The organism is Streptomyces sp. NPDC029164 (assembly GCF_055563995.1).
In genome coordinates, this window is sequence record NZ_JBVHWW010000010.1 from 84,422 (window position 1) to 104,217 (window position 19,796).

General features: G+C 75.5%; 15 protein-coding genes and 1 pseudogene. 2 read left to right on the forward strand and 14 right to left on the reverse strand.

Features of this window, described 5'->3' with window-relative positions:
• Positions 1 to 6: 6 nt before the first annotated feature.
• Complete coding sequence (locus tag ACZ4VT_RS12105; RefSeq protein WP_467948795.1) at positions 7 to 606, reverse strand: DUF4352 domain-containing protein; 600 nt, start codon at positions 604 to 606, stop codon at positions 7 to 9.
• A 173-nt stretch (positions 607 to 779) separates the two neighbouring features.
• On the opposite strand from ACZ4VT_RS12105, the gene ACZ4VT_RS12110 reads away from it, so the two are divergent.
• The gene (locus tag ACZ4VT_RS12110; protein ID WP_467948796.1) at positions 780 to 1,214 is read left to right on the forward strand and encodes a DUF6299 family protein; all 435 of its coding nucleotides are present in this window, start codon (positions 780 to 782) and stop codon (positions 1,212 to 1,214) included.
• 128 nt (positions 1,215 to 1,342) lie between these two features.
• On the opposite strand, the gene ACZ4VT_RS12115 is transcribed toward ACZ4VT_RS12110, so the two are convergent.
• The 5 genes from ACZ4VT_RS12115 to ACZ4VT_RS12135 form a co-directional block, all read right to left on the reverse strand.
• Entirely contained in the window at positions 1,343 to 1,510 is a 168-nt protein-coding gene (locus ACZ4VT_RS12115; RefSeq protein WP_327414479.1) for a hypothetical protein, read from the reverse strand.
• A gap of 71 nt (positions 1,511 to 1,581) precedes the next feature.
• A complete protein-coding gene (locus tag ACZ4VT_RS12120) occupies positions 1,582 to 3,669 on the reverse strand; it encodes a SpoIIE family protein phosphatase (RefSeq protein WP_467948798.1) in 2,088 nt (695 codons plus the stop codon).
• 12 nt (positions 3,670 to 3,681) lie between these two features.
• Positions 3,682 to 3,966, reverse strand: a complete 285-nt coding sequence (locus ACZ4VT_RS12125) for a hypothetical protein (RefSeq protein ID WP_467948800.1) — start codon at positions 3,964 to 3,966, stop codon at positions 3,682 to 3,684.
• A 24-nt stretch (positions 3,967 to 3,990) separates the two neighbouring features.
• Positions 3,991 to 5,292, reverse strand: coding sequence for an NAD(P)-binding domain-containing protein (locus ACZ4VT_RS12130; protein ID WP_467948956.1), 1,302 nt, complete (start codon positions 5,290 to 5,292; stop codon positions 3,991 to 3,993).
• A 72-nt stretch (positions 5,293 to 5,364) separates the two neighbouring features.
• Positions 5,365 to 6,867 (reverse strand): carboxylate--amine ligase, encoded by a 1,503-nt coding sequence (locus ACZ4VT_RS12135; protein ID WP_467948801.1) that lies wholly within the window; start codon positions 6,865 to 6,867, stop codon positions 5,365 to 5,367.
• A 294-nt stretch (positions 6,868 to 7,161) separates the two neighbouring features.
• On the opposite strand from ACZ4VT_RS12135, the pseudogene ACZ4VT_RS12140 reads away from it, so the two are divergent.
• Positions 7,162 to 8,328, forward strand: a pseudogene (locus ACZ4VT_RS12140) (glycoside hydrolase family 26 protein); the annotation flags it as partial.
• Positions 8,329 to 8,867: 539 nt separating this feature from the next.
• Here ACZ4VT_RS12140 and ACZ4VT_RS12145 read toward each other — a convergent pair.
• The 8 genes from ACZ4VT_RS12145 to ACZ4VT_RS12180 all read right to left on the reverse strand — a co-directional run bounded on the left by ACZ4VT_RS12145 (position 8,868) and on the right by ACZ4VT_RS12180 (position 19,788).
• A complete protein-coding gene (locus ACZ4VT_RS12145) occupies positions 8,868 to 10,010 on the reverse strand; it encodes a GNAT family N-acetyltransferase (RefSeq protein WP_467948803.1) in 1,143 nt (380 codons plus the stop codon).
• Positions 10,007 to 10,843, reverse strand: coding sequence for a YveK family protein (locus ACZ4VT_RS12150; protein WP_467948805.1), 837 nt, complete (start codon positions 10,841 to 10,843; stop codon positions 10,007 to 10,009). The genes ACZ4VT_RS12145 and ACZ4VT_RS12150 overlap by 4 nt, the downstream gene beginning before the upstream one ends.
• 47 nt (positions 10,844 to 10,890) lie before the next feature.
• Positions 10,891 to 12,276, reverse strand: coding sequence for a glycosyltransferase (locus tag ACZ4VT_RS12155; RefSeq protein WP_467948807.1), 1,386 nt, complete (start codon positions 12,274 to 12,276; stop codon positions 10,891 to 10,893).
• Complete coding sequence (locus ACZ4VT_RS12160) at positions 12,273 to 13,049, reverse strand: polysaccharide deacetylase family protein (RefSeq protein ID WP_467948809.1); 777 nt, start codon at positions 13,047 to 13,049, stop codon at positions 12,273 to 12,275. Before ACZ4VT_RS12160 ends, ACZ4VT_RS12155 begins: the two co-directional genes overlap by 4 nt.
• Positions 13,039 to 15,069, reverse strand: a complete 2,031-nt coding sequence (gene murJ, locus ACZ4VT_RS12165) for a murein biosynthesis integral membrane protein MurJ (protein ID WP_467948811.1) — start codon at positions 15,067 to 15,069, stop codon at positions 13,039 to 13,041. The genes ACZ4VT_RS12160 and murJ overlap by 11 nt, the downstream gene beginning before the upstream one ends.
• 578 nt (positions 15,070 to 15,647) lie before the next feature.
• Positions 15,648 to 17,054 (reverse strand): O-antigen ligase family protein, encoded by a 1,407-nt coding sequence (locus tag ACZ4VT_RS12170; RefSeq protein WP_467948813.1) that lies wholly within the window; start codon positions 17,052 to 17,054, stop codon positions 15,648 to 15,650.
• The gene (locus ACZ4VT_RS12175; RefSeq protein ID WP_467948815.1) at positions 17,054 to 18,592 is read right to left on the reverse strand and encodes an exopolysaccharide biosynthesis polyprenyl glycosylphosphotransferase; all 1,539 of its coding nucleotides are present in this window, start codon (positions 18,590 to 18,592) and stop codon (positions 17,054 to 17,056) included. Before ACZ4VT_RS12175 ends, ACZ4VT_RS12170 begins: the two co-directional genes overlap by 1 nt.
• On the reverse strand, positions 18,589 to 19,788 hold the full coding sequence (locus tag ACZ4VT_RS12180; protein WP_467948817.1) for a glycosyltransferase: 1,200 nt from the start codon (positions 19,786 to 19,788) through the stop codon (positions 18,589 to 18,591). The genes ACZ4VT_RS12175 and ACZ4VT_RS12180 overlap by 4 nt, the downstream gene beginning before the upstream one ends.
• Positions 19,789 to 19,796: the final 8 nt, after the last annotated feature.

Below are 19,796 nucleotides of genomic sequence, written 5' to 3' on the forward strand. Positions count from 1 at the left end.
GGCGGGCTAGACCTCCCAGAATCCCCCTCCGGAATTCGTCTGCATGTTCGCGTCCTGGTACTGGAGGCGCACAATGCGCGCGTTTTCCGGGATTTCGAACACCACCCATCCCTCGGCCCGCTCACCCACCTCCAGGGAATCGAAGACGAGTGGTTTGCCGGTGGTCAGCTCGCCGGTGGGCACCACCGGGTGGCGCTGCCCCGCGCTGTCGTGCGCCCACACGCGTCCGAGCGCCCCGTACGAGGCCCCGCCCACGTTGACGAAGGACATCCGGGCGGCCACCCAGCGCTTGCCGGCGGGCGGGGCGTAGTTCTTCTCGACGCTGATCGCCGGGTCCACGTACGCGGTCAGCACGGCTTGGAGGTGCCGGCCGACCTGCGCACCGTCCACCCGTACGGAGTCACCCACATGGGCGGCCTTCACGGCGGGCCGTTCGGGTGCCTCCCCGCCCGGCGCCCCGTCGTCCACCGGGACGGCGGGGGCCACGGCCGGGGCGAGCGCGGCTTCCCCGGGAGCGCTCTGGCAGGCCGTGGCACCGAAGAGGAGGAGCGGGAGGAGGGCGGCGGCGAGGACGGGCGTGTGGCGACGGGCGGCGGGCTGACGCATTCGGGATCCCTTCGGGGATGTATTTCGGTCAGTCTCACGCGCCCGAGCGGGCAATTGCACTCACCGACACGAGTGCGCACGGGGAGTGCGTGCGGCCGGTTGCGGCCAACTGCCAGCACAATGCGTTCCGGCGGATTCCCGTCACCCCGATCTCATCTGGAGGAAGAATGCGCATGTCCGGCCGCCGAATGGCACTGGCAGCCCTCTCCGCACTGGCCGCCACCACGGTATTCACCGTCCCGGCCGGGGCCACCGTTTTCAACCAGGGCATTTCCGTACACCCGCACGCTCACCTCGCGCAGGACGGCAGCGTCACCCTTTCCGGCAGCTACCACTGCGAGCAGGCGTCACCCGTGGGGGCGATGCAGATCAAGGCGACCCTCGTCCAGGACGGCATCCGGCTCAGCCTCGGCGCGGACGAGGTCGTCTGCGACGGCACGGAGCGCACGTGGGTCGCCCACGCGCCGGTCTCCTTCGTGCACGTGCAGCCGGGTCACGCGCGGGTCACCGGGGAGATCCAGGAGGTCCGGCTCTCCGGCTTCATGCCTCGATCGGTCACCACGGTCGCCCAGGACAGCAAGGACGTCGAGGTCCGCGAGGGGCACTGAGCCACCGCGCGACGACGGGCGCGTGGCACGCGCCCGCCCGGTAGCCGCCGCTGCCGGGGCCGGGCGCCCGGGGCCGCACACGCCCCGAACACCCGGCAGGGCCGGGACACCCGCCGCGCCCGGCACCGTCAGCGGCACTCCGGGGCGACGTCCGTCATCGACATGAAGGCCACCGAGCGGCACTCGGCGTCCGCGTGCGGACGCCCGGTCGTCCAGTCCACGACGGTCGGCGCTCCGGCCGCCAGCAGGACCAGGGCCAGGACTCCCGTCACGGCGGCCTTGCTCAGCCCGCGCACAACACGATCCGTTCCATGGACGGCATCATCACCCCACCTCCCGCACCCCACAACCCGGGGTGACCGGCCGCTCACTCCACGCTCCGCGGGCTGCCGCCGACGGTGAACTCGCACCACACCGCCTTGCCGTCGCCCCGGGACTCCACACCCCAGTGCGTGGCCAGCGCGTCCACCAGCAGCAGCCCGCGCCCCGTGGTGGCCGCCTCGCCCGGAGTGCGCCGGCGCGGCCACACGCTGGAGCGGTCCTTGACCCACAGCCGGATCCGCCGGACCGGTTCCGGCAGCACCTCCATGGTCAGCACCGCCCCGCCGTCGGTGTGCAGGAGGGCGTTGACCAGCAGCTCCCCGGCCGCCAGCTCCACGTCGTCGGCGAGTTCCGGCATGCCCCAGTCGCGCAGGGCCTGGCGCAGGGCGTAGCGGGCCTCCGAGAGGCCTTCGGGGTCGGCCTGGTGGACGTACTGGTGGATGCGCGGCGCCCGGCGGGTGCCCGGGTCGGGGGCCCGGCGCAGCACCAGCAGGGCCACGTCGTCGCCGGAGCCCCAGCGCTCCCAGAGCCGGTCCGAGAGGTGGTCGGCGAGTGCCTCGGGGGCCTGCGGGCCGCTGCGCACCGCCTGCGCCAGGGCCTCCATGCCCTGGGTGATGGTCGTGCCCGGCTCCTCCACCAGGCCGTCCGTGCACAGTACGAGGGTCTCCCCGGGGACCAGGTCGAGCCGGGTCTCGGGGAACTCCTCCTGCTCGAAGACCGAGGCCAGCCCCAGCGGCAGGCCGCCGCGCACGTTGGGCCAGCCGGTACGCCCGTCCGTGTGCCGGATCAGCGGTCCGAGATGGCCCGCGCGGACCGCCCGCACGCCTCCGGTCTCCAGGTCCACCTGCGCGTACATGCAGGTGGCGAAGCGCTCGGTGTCCAGTTCGGCGAGGAAGCGCGAGGCCCGCGCCAGCACCGTGGACGGCGGGTGGCCCTCCCCCGCGTACGCCCGCAGCGCGATCCGCAGCTGGCCCATGATGGCCGCCGCGTGCGTGTCGTGGCCCTGTACGTCGCCCACCACGATGCCGACGCGGTCGCGGGGCAGCGAGATCACGTCGTACCAGTCCCCGCCGACCTCCCGCCCGCTCCAGGCGGCGTGGTAGCGGACCGCGATCTCGCCGCCGGTGATGTCCGGAATCCGGCGCGGCAGCATGGCGGCCTGCAGGCCCGTCGCGAACTCCCGCTCCTGGTCGAAGAGGAGCGCCCGCTGGAGGGACTGCGCCACGATGCCGGCCAGGCCCAGGCAGAGGTTGCGCTCCTCCGGGCTGAACTCGCTGCGCCGCCGGTAGAAGAGGACCAGCCCGCCGATGGCCTTGGCCTGCGCGATCAGCGGCAGGTAGGCGGCCGCGTCGAACCGGATCCGGTTCAGGTAGTCCGCGAGGAGCGGGAACTCCCCGCCGAGCTCGGACAGCGAGGTGACGAAACGTGCCTGCCGGGTGAGCACCGCGTGCGACAGCGGCAGCGAACCGTCCAGCCGGGTGAACCGCCGCTCGCTGAGGATCTCCAGCGACTCCCCGCTCAGCGCGATGATCTTGATGGTGCCGCCCTCGACCAGCCCCAGGGCCAGCCCGTCCGCACCGAGACGCTCCAGCGCGCCCGCCCCGGTCAGCGCGGCCGTGACGTCGTCCACCGTCACCGCCCTCGACAGGGCCTCCGTGGTCCGCTGCACGATCGTCGTCTGCTGGGCGCGCGCCGCCTCCAGCTTGCGCAGCAGCGTCGCGTGGGCCAGCTCCGCCGTCGCGTCCCGGACGATCCCCACGATGCGCCGCGACCGCCCCTCGCCGTCCCGCAGGATCCGGCCCGAGGTGTGGGTCCACTGGTCGAGGCCGTCGCGCCTCTGCACCGTGAAGTACGCGCCGTACGTGTCCCCGCCGCTCTCCAGGACCCCCGCGATGGCCTCGGTCAGCCGGACCCCGTCCTCGGGCCGGATGTGCAGCGAGACCCCCTCCGGGGTGCCGTCGAACTCCTCCGGCCCCAGGTCGAAGACGGCCATCGCGGCCTCGTCCAGCTCCACCGTCCCGGCGTCCAGGTCCCACTCGAAGCTGCCCATGCCGTTCAGCGCGAGCCGCTCCCCCGGCGCGGTCACGGGGGCCCGCCGGACCGGCTCCGGTCCCTCGCGCTCCGCCGCTGCCACCTTCCACACCACCTAACGGCCGGGCCAGCACGGCTGCGAGATCAGCCGCTCCCACTCCTCGTCAGGATGCCCCGGAAGGGTGCGCCCGGCCTCCCGCCAGCGCTTGACGACCGAGAGGTAGATGGTGGCCTGGTCGGCGGCCGGGGCGCTCGCGTACGGCCCCCCGTACGGGCCCGCGTACGGAGCCGCGTGCGGGGCACGCTCGAACCCGCCGGCCCTGGCCGTCGTGGCGGGCTGTTCCGCGCGGCTGGCGGGAATGCGCACCCAGCCGCGGCCCTGTGCTCGCTCCGCGCTCATCACGGACCCCTCTCACCGCGGATCTCACCGCGGATACGTCGTCGGATGCCCTGGGGGTACCCCCGGAGGACGCCCGGGGCAAGCAGCCCTGTCGAACCGGGCGACACCGGTGGAGCCCGGCCGCGGACCCCGGGCGCCGAGGCTCTTGCGGACTCCTCTCACCAGTCTCCCCGCCGTGAAGCCCGCGCCGTGCACGAATCGCATGGAAGGGCCGAATGAGGGAGCCGTCAGCAGCCCCGCGAAGAACAGCCCGGGCCACGAGGACTCGAAGCAGGGGCTCAGCTCGGGCGCCCCGCTGTGCCCCACGGTCTCCAGCCCCGCCCGCAGCCCCGCGTCGAGCAGCTCCAGCCGGGCCAGGTCCGGGACGAAGCCGGTGGCCGCGATGACGTGCGCGACGTCGAGGACCACGGATTCCCCCGCCCGGCTGGACAGCCCGAGCCGGGTCCGCTCGCCCACCGCGACCGCCCGGTGCAGCCGGTGCCCGAGCAGGACGGGCACGCGCCGCTCGAAGCGGTCCCGCAGCCACCAGGCGCCCGCCGGGCCCAGCGCGGTCGCCGCGATCCGCTCCCGGGTGGGCGCGGGCAGCCGGCGCACCGCCCAGGGCAGCTCGGACCACACCCAGCTGCGCCAGCCGGTGCCGAGGCCGCTGTGCGGATCGCGCAGGGCGCGCAGCGCGGGCCGGTCCAGGGGCTGCGGGACGGTGTTCCAGTTCAGCCGGGTGCGCCGGGCGACCAGGCACGGCCGGGCGCCCTGCTCGGCCAGCAGGGCGGCGGTCTCCAGGGCTGCCTGCCCGGCCCCGAGCACGGCGACCTCGCGGCCGGCGAAGCGGGTCAGGTCGCGGTGGCCGCTGCTGTGCGAGTAGTGGGCGGGCGGGAGCTCGCGCAGCCCCTCGGGGTGGTGGACGAAGGGCATCACCCCGACCGCGAGGGCGACCGTACGGGCGAGCAGGGGCGGTCCCTCGGCGGTGCGGACGCGGAAGCCGTCGCCCTGCGGGGTCACCTCCGTGACGGTCACCTCCTCCACCTCCGGTGCGGCCTGCCGGGCGAACCACATCCCGTACGCACTGAACGTGCCGATCGGCAGCGGAGTGCCGTGTTCCGCGGCCAGTCCGCGCGTGGCGCAGTAATCGGCGAGGGTGTGCCGCCCGTCCGGCGCGGACAGGTTGGAGGACCAGGGCTCCGACTTCAGGTACATGCCGTCGGGCATGTGGTCGCGCCACGAGGCCATGGGCCGGCCCAGCAGCCGTACGCCGAGCCCCGCGCCGGCCGCGTGGGCGGCGATGGACAGCCCGTACGGGCCCGCGCCGATCACCACGAGATCGTCGATCCGCGTCACGGCCGCTCCTCCAGCTCGATGGTCACCGGCCCGGCCCGGCCCGGCCGGCCGCGCCGGTCGTGGTCAACGCGTCACCAGCTCGTCCGGCTCGGCCGACGCCTCCGGCGGGACGGGACGGGAGGCGGACCCGGCGGCCGGGGCGGAGGCGGGCGCGGGAGGGGGAGGGGGAGGGGGAGGGGGAGGGGGAGCGGCGGCCGGCTGCTCCCCGCGCTGGCGGGGCGTACGGACGACCGCGCGCGCCGTGCGGCGGCCCTGCGCCGGGACCCCGCGCAGGACCCGTACGCCCTTGCCCGCACCACGCCCGAGGAAGGCGCCGAGCATCGCCAGGAACGGCAGCAGGTCGTCGGCGGCGAACCAGGCCGTCTCGACCCCGCCGCCCCGCCCCGGCCGCACGGGCCGGCCCGCCGGCACCGGCCGCGCACCGGCCGCCGCGCCCTGCTGGTCCGCGGCTTGGCGGTCCGCGGCGCGGTCCGGGCCGGGCTCCGGCTCCGTCGCCCGCCCCGGGCCGGTCCGCTGGCCGGCGACCAGCGGCGGGACCTGCTCCGCGGCGCCGTCCGGCCGGCCGGCCGTCGCCGCCGCCGCTGCCGCTGCCGGACCGGCGGAACCCACCCCGTGCTCCGCCGCCCGGCGGCGCGGCAGCGCACCGCCCCGGACCGCCGCCAGCAGCGCGTAGTTCTCGGCGACGAACACCCGGCCCGGACCGCCCGAGGGCTGCGGGACCCGTTGGCCCGTCAGATCCAGGTACATCGCCTGGACCACGTCCAGTCCGGCCGCGTCCGTGAACAGCCGGAACTGCGCGCCCGGACGGGGGTTGAAGTCCACCAGCCGGAAACACCCCTGCTCGTCCCGGCGGAAGTCCAGGTCCAGGATCCCCTGGTAGCCCAGCCGTTCGGCGAGCCGCAGTGCCGCCGCCTCCACCGCCGGATCCGGCAGCCAGCGCCCCACCGCCGTCAGCCCCGTCCGCACCGGCCAGGACAGCTCCTTGCGGCCCGATCCCGCGAGCAGCGGACGCCCGCCCCGGGCGAAGGCGCCGTGGAAGAACCAGTCGGTGTCCGGACCCGCCGGCAGGAACCGCTGGAGCAGCAGCCGGCTGCCGGCCTCCGCGGAGCGTTCGTACAGCCGGCGCGCCTCTGCGGCGGTGTGCACCAGCGTGGTGCTCCGCAGCCCGTCGGCCCCGGTGGGCAGCAGCCAGGGCCGGCTCCACTTGGCGACCACCGGCAGGCCGAGCCGCCAGGCCGCCTCGGCGGCCTCGGCCCCGCTCGCCGGGATCACGGTCTCCGGGTGCGGGACGTCCCAGCGCGAACAGAGCCGCGACAGCTCGGCCTTGTCGGCCACCCGGGCGGGCAGGTTGTCGGGCTGATGGGGGATCCGGAACCGTTCGTACAGCATGGGCGCGACCCGGGACACGGCGATGGCGCTCAGGTCGTCCATGGCGATGAGCACGGCCTGACGGCCGATCCGATCCGACACCCCGGTCAGGCACTCCAGCAGCGCCTCGGGCGCCTCCGGGTCCAACCCGCCGGCCGGCCCGGCGTGCACGGCGCGCAGGTACCGCGAACGCCCCATGGGACCTCCCCCGGCCTCGACGACGGCATGGACCTCCACACCCGTGCGGCCAAGGGATCTGACGGCGCCGAGGGTTCCGTGGTGGAACGGATTCCGATCGAGTCTGAGCACTACGGCGGGCACATGGTTGAGATACGCGTGCATGGCAACGGTGTCTTTCACCTAGTCGGACCAAGCGGGGGTGGTGTGCACCTGCTAATGGCCTACGCGGCAGTCACCGGACAGGCCATTCGTCAGATCTGATGCCTAACGTCTTGGGAAGGCACACCGATTCAGGAAAGCTCGGGAGACGCCATGCCCAGACCACGCCGCCGACTGGCGAGCACCTGCATCGGTACGGTCACGGCCGGACTGCTCGCCACCGGAGCCGCGCTCGCGGCTCCCGGAGAGGACCGGTCCACGGGCTCCGACATCGCCATGGGCGCCTACCTCGACTTCGGGCCGCCCGGAGTGGCCCGGATCCCGCACCTGTCGAACTGGCTGGGCGGCAGGGAGATCCGGGTCGGACACACCTATCTCCCCGGTGACCAGTGGGCCGGCATCGAGGGCAGGGTCTCGTTCCTGGAGGACTGGGCCGAATGGCGCCAGGCCGAGGAGGACCGGATGTTCGTCCTCAACGTGCCCATGCAGGAACGGAACGAGGGCCGGGTGCCCGACTACGAGGTGGCACAGCTGATCAGGGAGGGCGCCGAGGGGGACTACGACCGGCACTTCAGGAAGCTCGCCCAGCGGCTGGTGTCGCTGGGCGTCCCGGACACGGTCATCGTGCTCGGCTGGGAGATGAACGGCGTCACCTACACCCACCGCTGTGCGCCCGACCCGGAGAACTGGAAGGCGTACTGGAGGCGCATCGTCACCACGATGCGCGCGGTGCCCGGACAGGAGTTCAAGTTCGACTTCGCCCCGAACCGGGGTACGGACGCGATCGGCTGGACGCGGTGCTACCCCGGCGACGACGTGGTCGACATCATCGGCATGGATTCGTACGACCAGGCTCCCGGCAAGACCTTCGACGACCAGATCACCCAGCCGTACGGGCTCCAGAAGCACGTCGACTTCGCGAAGGCGCACGGCAAGGAGATCTCGTACCCGGAGTGGGGGCTCTTCCGCCGCGGGGACAATCCGGAGTACGTGCGGCGCATGCTGAAGTGGATCGAGCAGCACAAGCCGCTCTACCACACCATCACCGACTACTGCCCGCACGGCGTGTGGCAGTGCAAGCAGAACCCGGAGTCCGCGAAGGTCTTCCGCGACGCGCTGACGCCCGAGCGGCCCGGCCCGGTCATCCCGACCCCGGTGGTGCCCACGCCCGTGGTCCCGACCCCGGTGGTCCCGACCCCCGTGGTACCCACGCCTGTCGTGCCCACGCCGTCGGTCCCGACGCCCCAGATCCCGACCCCGCAGATCCCGACCCCGCAGATCCCCACGCCCTCGGTCCCCACGCCCGGCATCCCGACCCCGCAGGTGCCGACCCCGCAGGTCCCGACGCCCGGGATCCCCAAGCCCTCGCCCGTGGCCCCCGGCCCCGTGACGCCGAGCCCCGAGGTCCCGCTGCCGGTGACCCCGAGCCCGCTCGTCCCCACGCCGGTCACCCCGAGCCCGGAGGTCCCCGCGCCCGTCAGCCCGAGCCCGGAGGTCCCGGCACCGGTCACCCCGGCACCCGTGACCCCGAAGCCCGAGGTCCCGCTGCCGGTCACGCCCAGTCCGCTCGTCCCGACCCCCGACGTCCCGAAGCCCTCGCCCGAGGTCCCGAGCCCCGAGGTCCCGGCCCAGTCGCCCTCGCCCTCGGTCCCGCCCGTCGTGCCCACGCCCGCCGTGCCGAAGCCCGAGCCCACGCCGCCGAAGCCCCTGCCGCAGCCGCAGCAGCCGCCGGTCAACAGCTCGCAGTGGTGCGTGCCGCTCAACTTCGGCGAGTGGCTCTCCAAGCTGGTCGGCAAGCAGTCGGTCTGCATCAGGCTCGACTGGGTCAAGGGCTCCGGCATCTGGCCCTTCTAGACGGGTCATCGCACCCGCAGTTCGTTGAGCCGCGCCCGCCAGTCCCTGGCGGCCGGCAACGCCTCCCGCAGGGCGTCCACCGCCCGCTCGCGCCCCGTCAGCTGCGACTCGTGCAGCCGCAGCAGGGGCGCGAGCGCGCTGGTGGCCAGCAGGAACCGCTGGTTCACGACCGTCTCGGGCCGCCAGTGGTTCTTGTACGGCTCGTTGCCGCGCAGGAAGCTCACCACCGGCCTGCCCTCGGCGAGCGCCCGCCCGGCCTCGTAGCGCAGCAGCAGCGTCGCCACGTCCACCTTCCGGGTCCGCAGGTCCGGGTCGGCCCCGTAGAGGTAGCCGCCGCTGAGTCCGGCCGACAGCAGCGTGACGTTGGCCGCCACCACCTTCCCGTCCAGCCGGAACTCCGTCAGCCGGCCCTCACCCGCCCGCACCATCCGCCGGGTGGCCCGGGTCAGGTGCTCGGCGAAGCGGGGCCTCAGGTGTTCGGGGGTCACCCCGCGGCCGCGCCACTGCTTCTCGTGCAGCCGCAGCAGGGTCCGTACGGCACGCGGCACTTCCTGCTCGGTGACCTCGTGCTCCTCGATCCCGGCCGCGTCGGTCTTGCGCAGCTTGGCCCGCACCCGCTGGGCGCCGGACGCCGGCATCCGCTTGACCAGCTCGTCGAAGGGCAGCGTGGGCAGCTCCATGCACGTGGAGTCGGCGAGCCGCGCGGAGACCCCGGGCCACTGCCGGTACAGCTCCTCGGCGGCCGCCCCGGGACGCACCTCCCGCAGGTCGACGACGGCCCGCCGGGCGGCCCGGTGCAGCCCGTGGGCCAGCGCCGGGACGACCTGCCCGGCTTGCTCCGCGGCCACGAGCACGTCGAAGTAGTCGGTGATGGGGCCGCCGAGCGGCACCAGCAGCGGCATCGGCCGGTGTACGAGCATCAGCGCGGCCGCGCCGACCAGTTCCTCGCCGCGCCGGACGAGGACGATCCGGAGCCGGCCGTCCTTCCCGTACGACAGCCACCAGGAGTGCAGCCAGGCGTGGCTCTGGAAGGGGGTGGCGGTGGGACAGCCGCGGAAGAGCCGGTTCCACGGCTCCTCCAGCGCGGCGAACTGCCGGGGGTCGCGGCACAGCGTCACCGACAGGGCCCCGGCGGAGCCCGAACTCATCGCACGGACTCCTTCTCCTTGGCCGAGGTGGGCTCACCCTGGGCGGGGAGCGAGGCGTACTCCTCGACGGGGGACGCCACCGCGGGCTCGGCCGGCGCCGCGGCCACCGCTCGGGCCGGGGCCTGGACCGCGGGCCCGTCCCCGTGCTCCTCGGAGCGCCGCGCACGGCCCGGCCGGGCGAGCAGCCACAGCCCGCCGAGCAGCCCGCCGGCGCACATGCCGACGGCCCCGCTGATGGCGGCGGACGGGGAGGCGGGCTCGGTCGGAGCCACGGCCTGGTTGAAGAGGAGCAGCTGGACCCCGGTGTTCTTGGCGGCCTGGTTGCTGCTGAGCGACAGGGCGTCGGCCACCGCGTTCGCGATGTCGGCGGCCTCGGACGGGCTCTTCGAGGTGCCCGTGATGGCGATCATCGGGGACTCGGGCGAGGTCTCGGCCCGTACCTGGGTGCGCAGCTGACGGGCGGTGATGCCCGCGCGGGGCTGGGCGTAGCCGAGGGTGGAGCTGCTGGTGGCGATCCGGGCGTACGCCTGCGCGAAGCCGAGGGCGGTGGCCGGCTCGGTGGTCTCGTCGGGCACGGCGACGACATAGCTGGTGGCGGCGTACTCGGGGGTCTTGAGCACCCCGTACGCCCCGCCCGCGGCCAGCCCGAGCACGGCGCACACGGGCAGTGGCCACCACGCGGGCGGCTTCGGCAGCCGCCGCCGCGACTTCCGCTCGGAGCGGTGGTCCGGCTTCCGCTCGGCGGCCTTCCGCTCCGACTTCTGCTCGGGCTTCTGCTCGGACTTCTGCTCGGACTTCTTGTCGGACTTCTTCTGATCGGTGGTATCGGCCATGAGCGTGCTCGCTTCCTGGGTGGAGGGTGGTTCGGGGAGGGGACGGTTCAGCCGGTTCCGGTCGGCTCCGCCGGACCCGGGCCCACCGGCTTGCGCCGGGCACCGACGACGGTTCCGGTGGCGGTTGCGGCGCCGGGCACGCGCTCGGGCACGGCCGCGCCCGGTACCGAAGGCTCGGCCCGCGACGGATCCGGGCCGGACGGATCAGGGCCCGGCGGACCCGACGGGCTCGGAGCGCCCGGAGCGCCCGGAGCGCTCGGAGTGACCGGAGTGACCGGAGTGACCGGGCCGCGGGCGGCCCCGGCGGTGCCCGGCGCGGCCGAGAGGGCGAGGTCGTACACGTCCAGCAGCTGCCGCGCGCTGCGGGCGATGTCGTAGCGGCGGACCACCGGCGGCGGGGGCAGCCGGCGCGCTCCCGCCTCCATGTGCCCGCGCAGCGCCGCGACCAGTTCCTCCGTGCCCGTGCCGATGCGGCGGGCCCCGGGGGCCTGGGCGGCCGGCAGGTCGTCGATGGCCGGGCAGGTCACGTGCAGGACGGGGAGTCCGGCGGCCAGCGCCTCCACGACCGCCAGCCCGAAGGCCTCCTCCCGCGACGGGGAGACGAAGACGTCCATGGCGGCCAGCAGCGCCGGGATGCCGGGGGTGCGGCCGTCCGCGCTGTCGCCCAGCGGGTCCCGCTCCCCCAGCAGGTGGATCCGGCTCTGCGCGCCGAGCTCGGCGGCCAGCCGGCGCAGCCCCGCCCGCTCCGGCCCGTCCCCGGCCAGCAGCAGGTGCGCCCCCGGCAGCGCGGCCACGGCCCGCACCAGGACGTCGAACCGCTTGCCCGGGACCAGCCGCCCGACCCCGCCGACGACGAAGGCACGTTCGGGCAGGCCGGTCCGGGCGCGGGTGGAGCGCCGGACGCCCTCCTCGAAACGGAAGCGGACGGCCTCGATCCCGTTGGGTACGACGTGTACCCGCGCGGCCGGCACCCCCCACCCCTCCAGCCGGGCGGCGACGGTGTCGGACACGGCCACGGTCGCCGCGCCGAGGCGTTCGGAGGCCAGGTACAGCGCCCGTACCCCGCCGGACAGCGGCCGGCCCTCGATCTCGCCCTCGCCGAGGGAGTGTTCGGTGGCCACGGTCGCCCGGGCGCCCGCGAGCCGGGCCGCGAGGCGCCCGTACACGCACGCCCGGTACAGGTGGGTGTGCACGAGGTCGTACTCGCCGCGCCGGATGAACCGCACCAGCCGCGGCAGCGCCCCCAGGTCCCGGTTGCCCCGCATCCCGAGGTGCACGACCCGGACCCCGTCGGCGCGCAGCCCCTCGGCCACCGGCCCGGGGTTGGTCAGCGTCAGCACGTCGCACTGCATCGGCATGTGCCTCAGCAGCAGCCGCAGTTGCTGTTCGGCGCCGCCGACGCCGAGGCCGGTGATGATGTGCAGGGCCTTCACCGGCGCACCGCCCGGCGACGCAGTTCCTGCGCCTGGTGGCGCAGCTGCTTGATCCGCAGCCGGGCGCCGCCGTCGGCCTGGCTGACGTGGGTGCGGGGCAGCGCGTGCGGGCCGGCGAGCCGCCCGGGGTCGATGGCGCAGGCGTACGCGTAACCGGCGGCGCGGGTGGCGTCGACGACCCGGGCATCGAGGTGCCCGTACGGGTAGCAGAACCCCTCGGGCAGGGTTCCGGTCAGCTCGCGCAGCAGGTCGCGGCTGCCGCGGAGCTCCTGCTGGAGGACGTCGTCGGGGGCCGCGGTGAGGTCCTGGTGGAGCAGCCCGTGCGAGCCGATCTCCTGTCCGGCGTCGGCGACTTCGCGGATGCCCTCGGCGGTGAGCAGGGACTTGCGCGGGCCCAGCGGGTCCCACGCGTTGTCCACGCCGAGCCGGCCGGGCAGCACGAAGAGGGTGGAGGTGAAGTCGTGGCGGCGCAGCAGCGGCAGCGCGTGGGTGAGGAAGTCGGTGTAGCCGTCGTCGAAGGTCAGCCCGACCAGCCCGGCGCCGCGGCCGGCCGCGCGGGCCCGGAGGAGTTCGCCGACCGAGACCCCGCGCAGTCCGCGGGAGCGCAGCCACAGCAGCTGGGCCTCCAGCGCCTGCGGGGTGACGGTGATCCCGTACGGGTCCTCGGCGGGGTCGGTGAACTCGGCGACCGAGTGGTACATCAGGACCCACGGCGAAGCGGTCCGGCGGGCGGGGACCACGGCGGCGGGGGCCGTGTCGATGTCAGCGGACATTGCGGAACCTCTGCGTGAACTGGGAGATCTGACCGGGCAGGGCGGTGACTTCGAGGGCGCGTATGGCCATGCCGGTGGCTCCGAACATGGCCGGGACCAGCAGGCAGCCGAGGGCGGCGCTGAGCATCGGGTCGGGGATCATCGGCCCGGCGATCCAGCCGGTGGCGCAGGCGGCGACGGCGGCCACGGCGAGCCGTCCGATGCTGACGGCGACCCCGCGGACCTGGATGGCGATGATCCGCGAGCCGAGCCCGGTGAGCAGCAGGGCGGCGGTGGTGGAGATGCCGGCGGCGTTGGCGGCGGCGATCCCGTAGGTGCCCCACCAGCCGACGGCGAAGGCTCCGGCCACGATGTTGACGAGCAGTCCGGCACCCATCGCGAACGCCGGGAACCAGGTGGGCCGGGCGGTCGAGAAGAAGGGCCGGGACAGTGCCCCGACGAGGCAGTGGCCGAGGAGTCCGAGTCCGTAGACCCGCATGACGGAGGCGGTGGCGAGGGTGTCCTGGTGGGTGAAGGCACCGCGTTCGAAGAGGACCTGGATGATCTGGGGCGCGTAGCCGATGACGAGGGCGGTGCCCATGAGGACGGCGAGCGAGGCCAGCGCGAGGTCCTGCTCGACGCGGCGCCGGGCCTTCTCCAGCTCCCCGCCGGCCATGGCCTGGGCGACGACGGGGAAGGTGACGGTGCAGATCATCAGGGAGAGCACCATCGGCATCTGCGCGACCTTCTGCGCGTAGTTGAGGTGCGAGATCGCCCCGGGCGGGAGCGAGGCGGCCAGGAACCGTTCGACGAGCACCTGCGACTGCCGGAAGACGGCGAAGAAGATCACCGGTGCGATGACCCCGAAGGCGATGAGGGTGGGGCGGTCGCGGTCGCGCTGGCTGCGCGGGGCCCTCTTGGCGCGGGGCGGTCCGAAGCCCACGTTCCGGATGAAGGCGGGCAGCTGGACGAGGACCATCAGCAGCCCGCCGACGGCGACGCCCGCGGCGGCCGCCCGCACGCCCCACACGGCGTTCAGAGCGACCATGGTGCCGATGATCCCGACGTTGTACGAGACGTAGATCGCGGCGGGCGGCACGAAGGAGCGGTGGGCCCGCAGCGCGGCGCTGAAGTATCCGGCGATGCCGAAGGAGATGACGGTCAGCGCCGTCATCCGGGTGCACTGGACGGCCAGTCCGGGGTCGGGCAGGCCGGGCGCGAGCACGGCGACGACCGCCGGCGCGGCCACGATGAGCAGGGAGGCGACGGCGGCCACGAACACGGCGAGCCGGGACAGGGTCGCCCCCACGAGCAGCCGTACGGGGTCCTGCGCGCGGGCCTCCTTGCGGGTGAGGCCGGCCCGGCTGGCGGCCCGCCGGGCCAGGGCGTGGCTGAACGCGGGCACCATCAGCAGCGCCATGGCGTCCTCGATGAGCAGCGTCGAGGCCATCTCGGGCACGGTCCAGGCGATCAGGAAGGCGTCGCTGTCGTGCCCGGCCCCGAAGAGGTGCGCGATGGTCTGGTCGCGGACGAGCCCGAACACCGCGCCGGCGGCGGTCAGCCCGGCGGTGACCGCGGCGGCCTTCGCCAGGAACCGCCCGAGCGGGGGACTCCCGCCGGGGGTGGCGGGGTCGGGGAGCTCGGCGGACCCGACCGTCCGGCTGCCGCGGGGGCCGGCGGAGCCGGCCTTCTGCCCCGCCTGCTTCGCCTGCCGGACCCGGCCGGACCGGCTCCCACCGGGGGCGGTGGGCACGGATGCCTCAGCGGCGCGCCGGACGTGGCCCAGCCTGCTGCCCGCGGGCGCCGCCTGGGCTTCGGGCGCGTCGGCGGAGCCGCTCGCGGCTCGCGCCGCCACCCGCACGCTGCGCTTGCCCGAGGCCCCGCCCGGATACCCGGCGGAGCCGAACAGGGGCTCCCGCACGGTGTGCTCACCACCCGGCAGGCCCCCGGTGACGAAACCCCGGTCCGCCGGAACCGGCACCGCGCCGTTGCGGCCGGGACGGCCGCCGGCGACGAACCGCGGGTCCGCCGGAACCGGCACGGCCGGATCCGCCGGGGTTGCCGGACGGGGCGCCGCCCCGTGGCGGTTGCGGCCCGGGCCGCCCCCGGCAGCAGAACCGGGGGCCGTCGGATCCGTCCCGCCGCCGGGTGCCCCGGCCACGGTCACGTTCCGTGCGTACCCGCTGGGCCCGCCGGACGCGCTGGACCCGCCGGACCCGAACAGGCCCTCCCGCACGGCCGGCTCACCGCCCGGCACGGCCTCCGCCGCGAACTCGGGGGACGCGGGGCTCGCCGCGCCCGCAGCCCCTGTCGGGCCCTGCCCCGTGTGGCGTCCGGCCGCGGGGCCGTTGGAGCCGGGGACCGTACCGGGCAGGACCGGGCCCCGGGCCGGGCCGGGGCCGCCCTGGGCGGCGGGGGCGCCGGCCGCACCGGACCCGGCCGCAAGGCCGTTCCGGCCCGGGAGGGCGCCGGCGGCGTTCCCGGGGGCCGCGGCCGGGCGGGATGTGCCGGCGGAGCCGGGGGCCGCCCGCGGGGGGCGGGAGTCCGGGGCGCCCGGGACACGGGCGTGGCCCGCCCCGGCCGGGGGGCCGGAGGCGGGCCGCCAAGGCGTGGTGTCCGTCACGGGCGGGCCGCAACCCCGGGGGCCCTACCCCGTGCGCCCGCACCGCCGACGGCCCCGGACACCGCGGCCGCCCCGCGGGGTGGACCCGCGTCCTGCGGGGAGGGCAGCGCCCACCAGGCCGCCAGGCCGATGATCACCCCGGTGAGGACCGTGGACGGCCCCCCGATGTCCGCGTACAGGAAGTCGGTCAGCTGCCACACGAACAGCCCGATCGCGATCAGCCCGCAGTCCCTCATGCCCTCGCCGGCGGCGAGCCTCCGGAGCCCCGCCACCAGCAGCGCGGCCCAGCCGCCCGCCAGCGCGATCAGCCCGATCAGGCCCTGCTCGCTCAGGATCAGCAGGTACATGTTGTGCGGGGAGAGCAGCGGCTGACGGAGGTAGGCCTGTCCCGCGCCCGCGGTGTCGCTGCCGGAGGAGAGCCCCAGCGAGGAGTGCCCGTCGCGGTTGGCCGGGAATCCCTTCAGCCCCACCCCCACCGCCGGCCGTTCGCGCCACATCGACTCGGCCGCGGCCCACATCGTGTAGCGGTCGGTCACCGACTGGTCGGGGGCACTGGAGACCTGGGTGATGGAGGTCAGCCGCTCGGCGACCATGTCGGAGCCGACACCGAGGCCGCCCACCAGGACCACCCCCGCCGCGGCGAGCGCGAGGAGCACCTTCAGCGCCCGCCGGATCCCGGCCAGCAGCATCACCAGTACCGCGGCGCCGGCGGTGGCGATCCACACGCCCCGGCTGAACGACAGCACCAGCGGCAGCACCAGCACCAGTGCCACGCCTCCGCCGATGCGCCGGACCCGCCGCGGCAGCCCGGGCGCCAGCCCGGCCGCGGTCGCCACGATCAGCCCGTACGCCACCACGGTGGCCATGCCCATGACGTCACCGGGGCCGAAGGTGCCCACGGCACGGACGTCCTGGCCCTGGTAGGAGGCCCCGGTGTGGGTGGCGTACTGCACGACCCCCACCGCGCCCTGCACCAGCGCCAGGACCACGAAGCACCCGGCGGCCAGCCGGAACTCCGCGGCATCGCGCACCAGCAGCACCACGGCCGCCGGGACGAGCACGAAGACCTGGAGGTAGCGCACGAAGCCCGGCAGGGCGGCGTACGGATCCCCCGCGGTCATCGTCGCGATCGCGAGGCCCACGGCCGGCGTGCCGAGCACGAGCACGCCCAGCGGGGTCAGCGCCCGCACCCGGCCGCGCAGCGCCTGCACCGCGCAGACGAACGCCAGCAGCAGCGAGGCGGCGTCGGCCGGGCCGACCTTCCCGGAGGCGGTCGCGTCCCCCGCCGGGAGCGGGGCGAGCAGGAACAGCACGGTCGCGGCGAGCGGCAGCAGCGGCCAGTGCCGGCGCAACAGGTCCGGCAGGCCGGGCAGGGCCCGGTGACCGGGGACGACGAGGCTCATCAGCTGCCCCCCAGCCGGAAGCGGAAGAAGGAGGCCGCGGTGCGGGCGAGGATCCACAGGTCCTGCCACAGCGACCAGGTGTCGATGTAGTGGTTGTCGAAGCGGGCCCGGTCCTCGATGGAGGTGTCCCCGCGCAGACCGTTGATCTGGGCGAGGCCGGTGATGCCGACGGGCATCCGGTGGCGGGCCTCGTAGCCGGGGTGGACGGTGGAGAACTTGGCGACGAAGAAGGGCCGTTCGGGGCGGGGGCCGACGAGGCTCATGTCGCCGCGCACGACGTTCCACAGCTGCGGCAGCTCGTCCAGCGAGGACTTGCGCAGGAAGGAGCCCACCGGGCTCATCCCGCGGTCGCCCGCGACGGTCCAGCGGGTGGCGGCCTCGTGCTCGTCGGCGCGCAGGGTACGGAACTTCAGCAGGGTGAAGGGGCGCCCGTACAGGCCGACCCGCTCCTGCCGGAAGATCACCCCCGGCCCGTCCCAGAGCCGTACGGCCAGCGCGCACAGCCCCATCACGGGTGCGGCGGCGATCAGCGCGACCAGCGCGAGCACCGAGTCGATGCCCCGCTTGGCCCAGCGCTCCAGCGGCCGGGCCGGGCGCGGCAGCAGCGGCTGCACTGCGTACCCCCACAGCTGGTCGGCGGGGTGCGCGAGGCGCATCCCGGTGACCTTGGCGGTGCCGGCCGGGTCGGCGAGCCACAGCCGGCAGCCGTGGTCGTGGAAGAGCCGGACCAGGGAGGCGGTGCGCTCGTCGGCCTCCGGCGGGCGGGTGAACACCGCGTGCCGGACGGAGTTCTGGATGACCGCGCGCCGGATGTCCTCGTGCGTGGCGAGGTAGGGCAGGGCGCCGCTGTCGGCCTCGGCACCGGCCGAGGTGTCGGCGAGTCCCACGGGGCGCAGCCCGAACTCGGGGCGGCCGTGCAGGGCGGCGGCCACCGCGCCCGCTCCGGCGCCGGGTCCGACGACGAGGGCGGAGGCGGGCCGGCGGACGGCCGCGCGGCGCTGGAGCTGGTTGACGAGGCCGCGTCCCGCGCAGGCCAGGAAGACCTGGAGGCAGACGGCGGTGAAGAGGACGTGCCAGCCCAGGGACCGGGCCGGGTCCGCGGCGGCCAGTACGGCGGCCGCCCCGCACCACAGGACGGCGGACCGGCCGGCCAGCGCGGGCAGTTCGAGGAGCGCGGAGGGCGCGAGCCGCGGCCGGTACAGCCCGGCCTGCGCGTGCAGCGCGGCGAGCAGCAGGGGCAGGGCGGCGACGGCCGGCACCGCCACCGGGGCCGGCAGCGCCGGTCCGGGCAGGGTGGTCGCGGTGAGTACGGCGGCCAGCGCGTCGGCGGTGAGCAGGGGCAGCACCCGGCTGCGGCGACGGACCCGCCGCGGGCGCAGGGCGGACCTGGCCTGGTCCGTCCTGGGCCCGCGCGGGGGGTGGATGGCGGTCGCGGAACGGCGGCCTGCCGCGTGTGGCGCGGGCGCGAAGGCGCTGCCGCCGGCGGGCCCCGTGCCGCCCTGCCCGGTGTGCCGGGCGGGTGCGCTGTCCATCGTCATCGGCTGATGCGCTCCTGGTTCAAGGGCCGGGGCCTGCCCAGCAGTTCGTGGTACAGGCCGGTGACCGCTTCCGTGGTCCGCCGCACGTCGAAGTCGGTCCGGGCGTGCTGCCGGGCCTGCTCTCCCAGTTCGGCGAGGAGCGGCGGCTCGGAGAGCAGCCGCCCCAGGGCCTTGGCCAGCGCCGTCGGGTCCTCCGGCGGCACCAGGCACAGGCGTCCCTGGCCGGGCGGCAGGCTCTCCCGGGCGCCGCTGACATCGGAGACCAGGACCGGCCGACCACAGGCCATGGCTTCTAGCGGGGCGAGCGCCATGCCTTCCCACCGCGACGGCAGTACAACGAGATCGGCGGCCCGAAGCCACGGTCGGATGTCGGCGGCGGCGCCGGCGAAGAGCACGCCGGGTGGGGCCGTTCGGCGCAGCCGTTCGGTGTCGGGGCCGTCGCCGACGAGGGCGAGGCGGGCTCCGGGGACGGTGCCCAGCAGCTCCGGCCAGGCCCGCAGCAGGATGTCCTGCCCCTTCTGGAGGCAGATCCGGCCCACGCAGACGGCGAGCGGACCCCCGTCCGCCAGGCCGCCCCGGAAGGCGTCGGGCAGCGGGAGTTCGGCGCGCGCCCGGGCCCGGTCCTGTTCGGGGTCCGGTCCGCCGGGGCGGAAGTGGTCCAGGTCCACGCCGTTGCGGATCACCGACCAGCGGGCGGTGATGCCCTCGGTCTCGCCCGCGCGGCGTTCGGCCTCGCTGACGCAGAGCACCCGGTCGGCCCAGCGGGCCCCGTACCGCTCCCAGCGCAGGGCGAGCGCGCCGGTGGCCCCGCCGACCGCGTCGAAGGACCAGGCGTGGGGCTGGAAGACGGTGGGCACGGTGCCGCGCGCGGCGAGCCGCCCGGCGAGTCCGGCCTTGGCGCTGTGGGCGTGCAGCACGTCGGGCCGCACCCGGCGGAGCAGCTGCCGGGCGCCGAGCAGTTCGGCGGGCAGCCGGGGGCCGGGGGCCCGCCCGGCCCGCCAGGTGAGCACCTCGGCGCCGGCGGAACGGGCGGCGGCGCCGAGGGTGCCGCCGGGCGGGCAGCCGACGACGGCGCGCAGGCCGTCGGCGGTCTGGGCGCGGACGAGGTCGGTGACGACCCTGGCCACACCGCCGTCGACGGGCTGTACGAGATGGAGGACGGTCGTGGGCTGTGCCGCCCGAGGTTGTGTGGGCACGTGGAGTG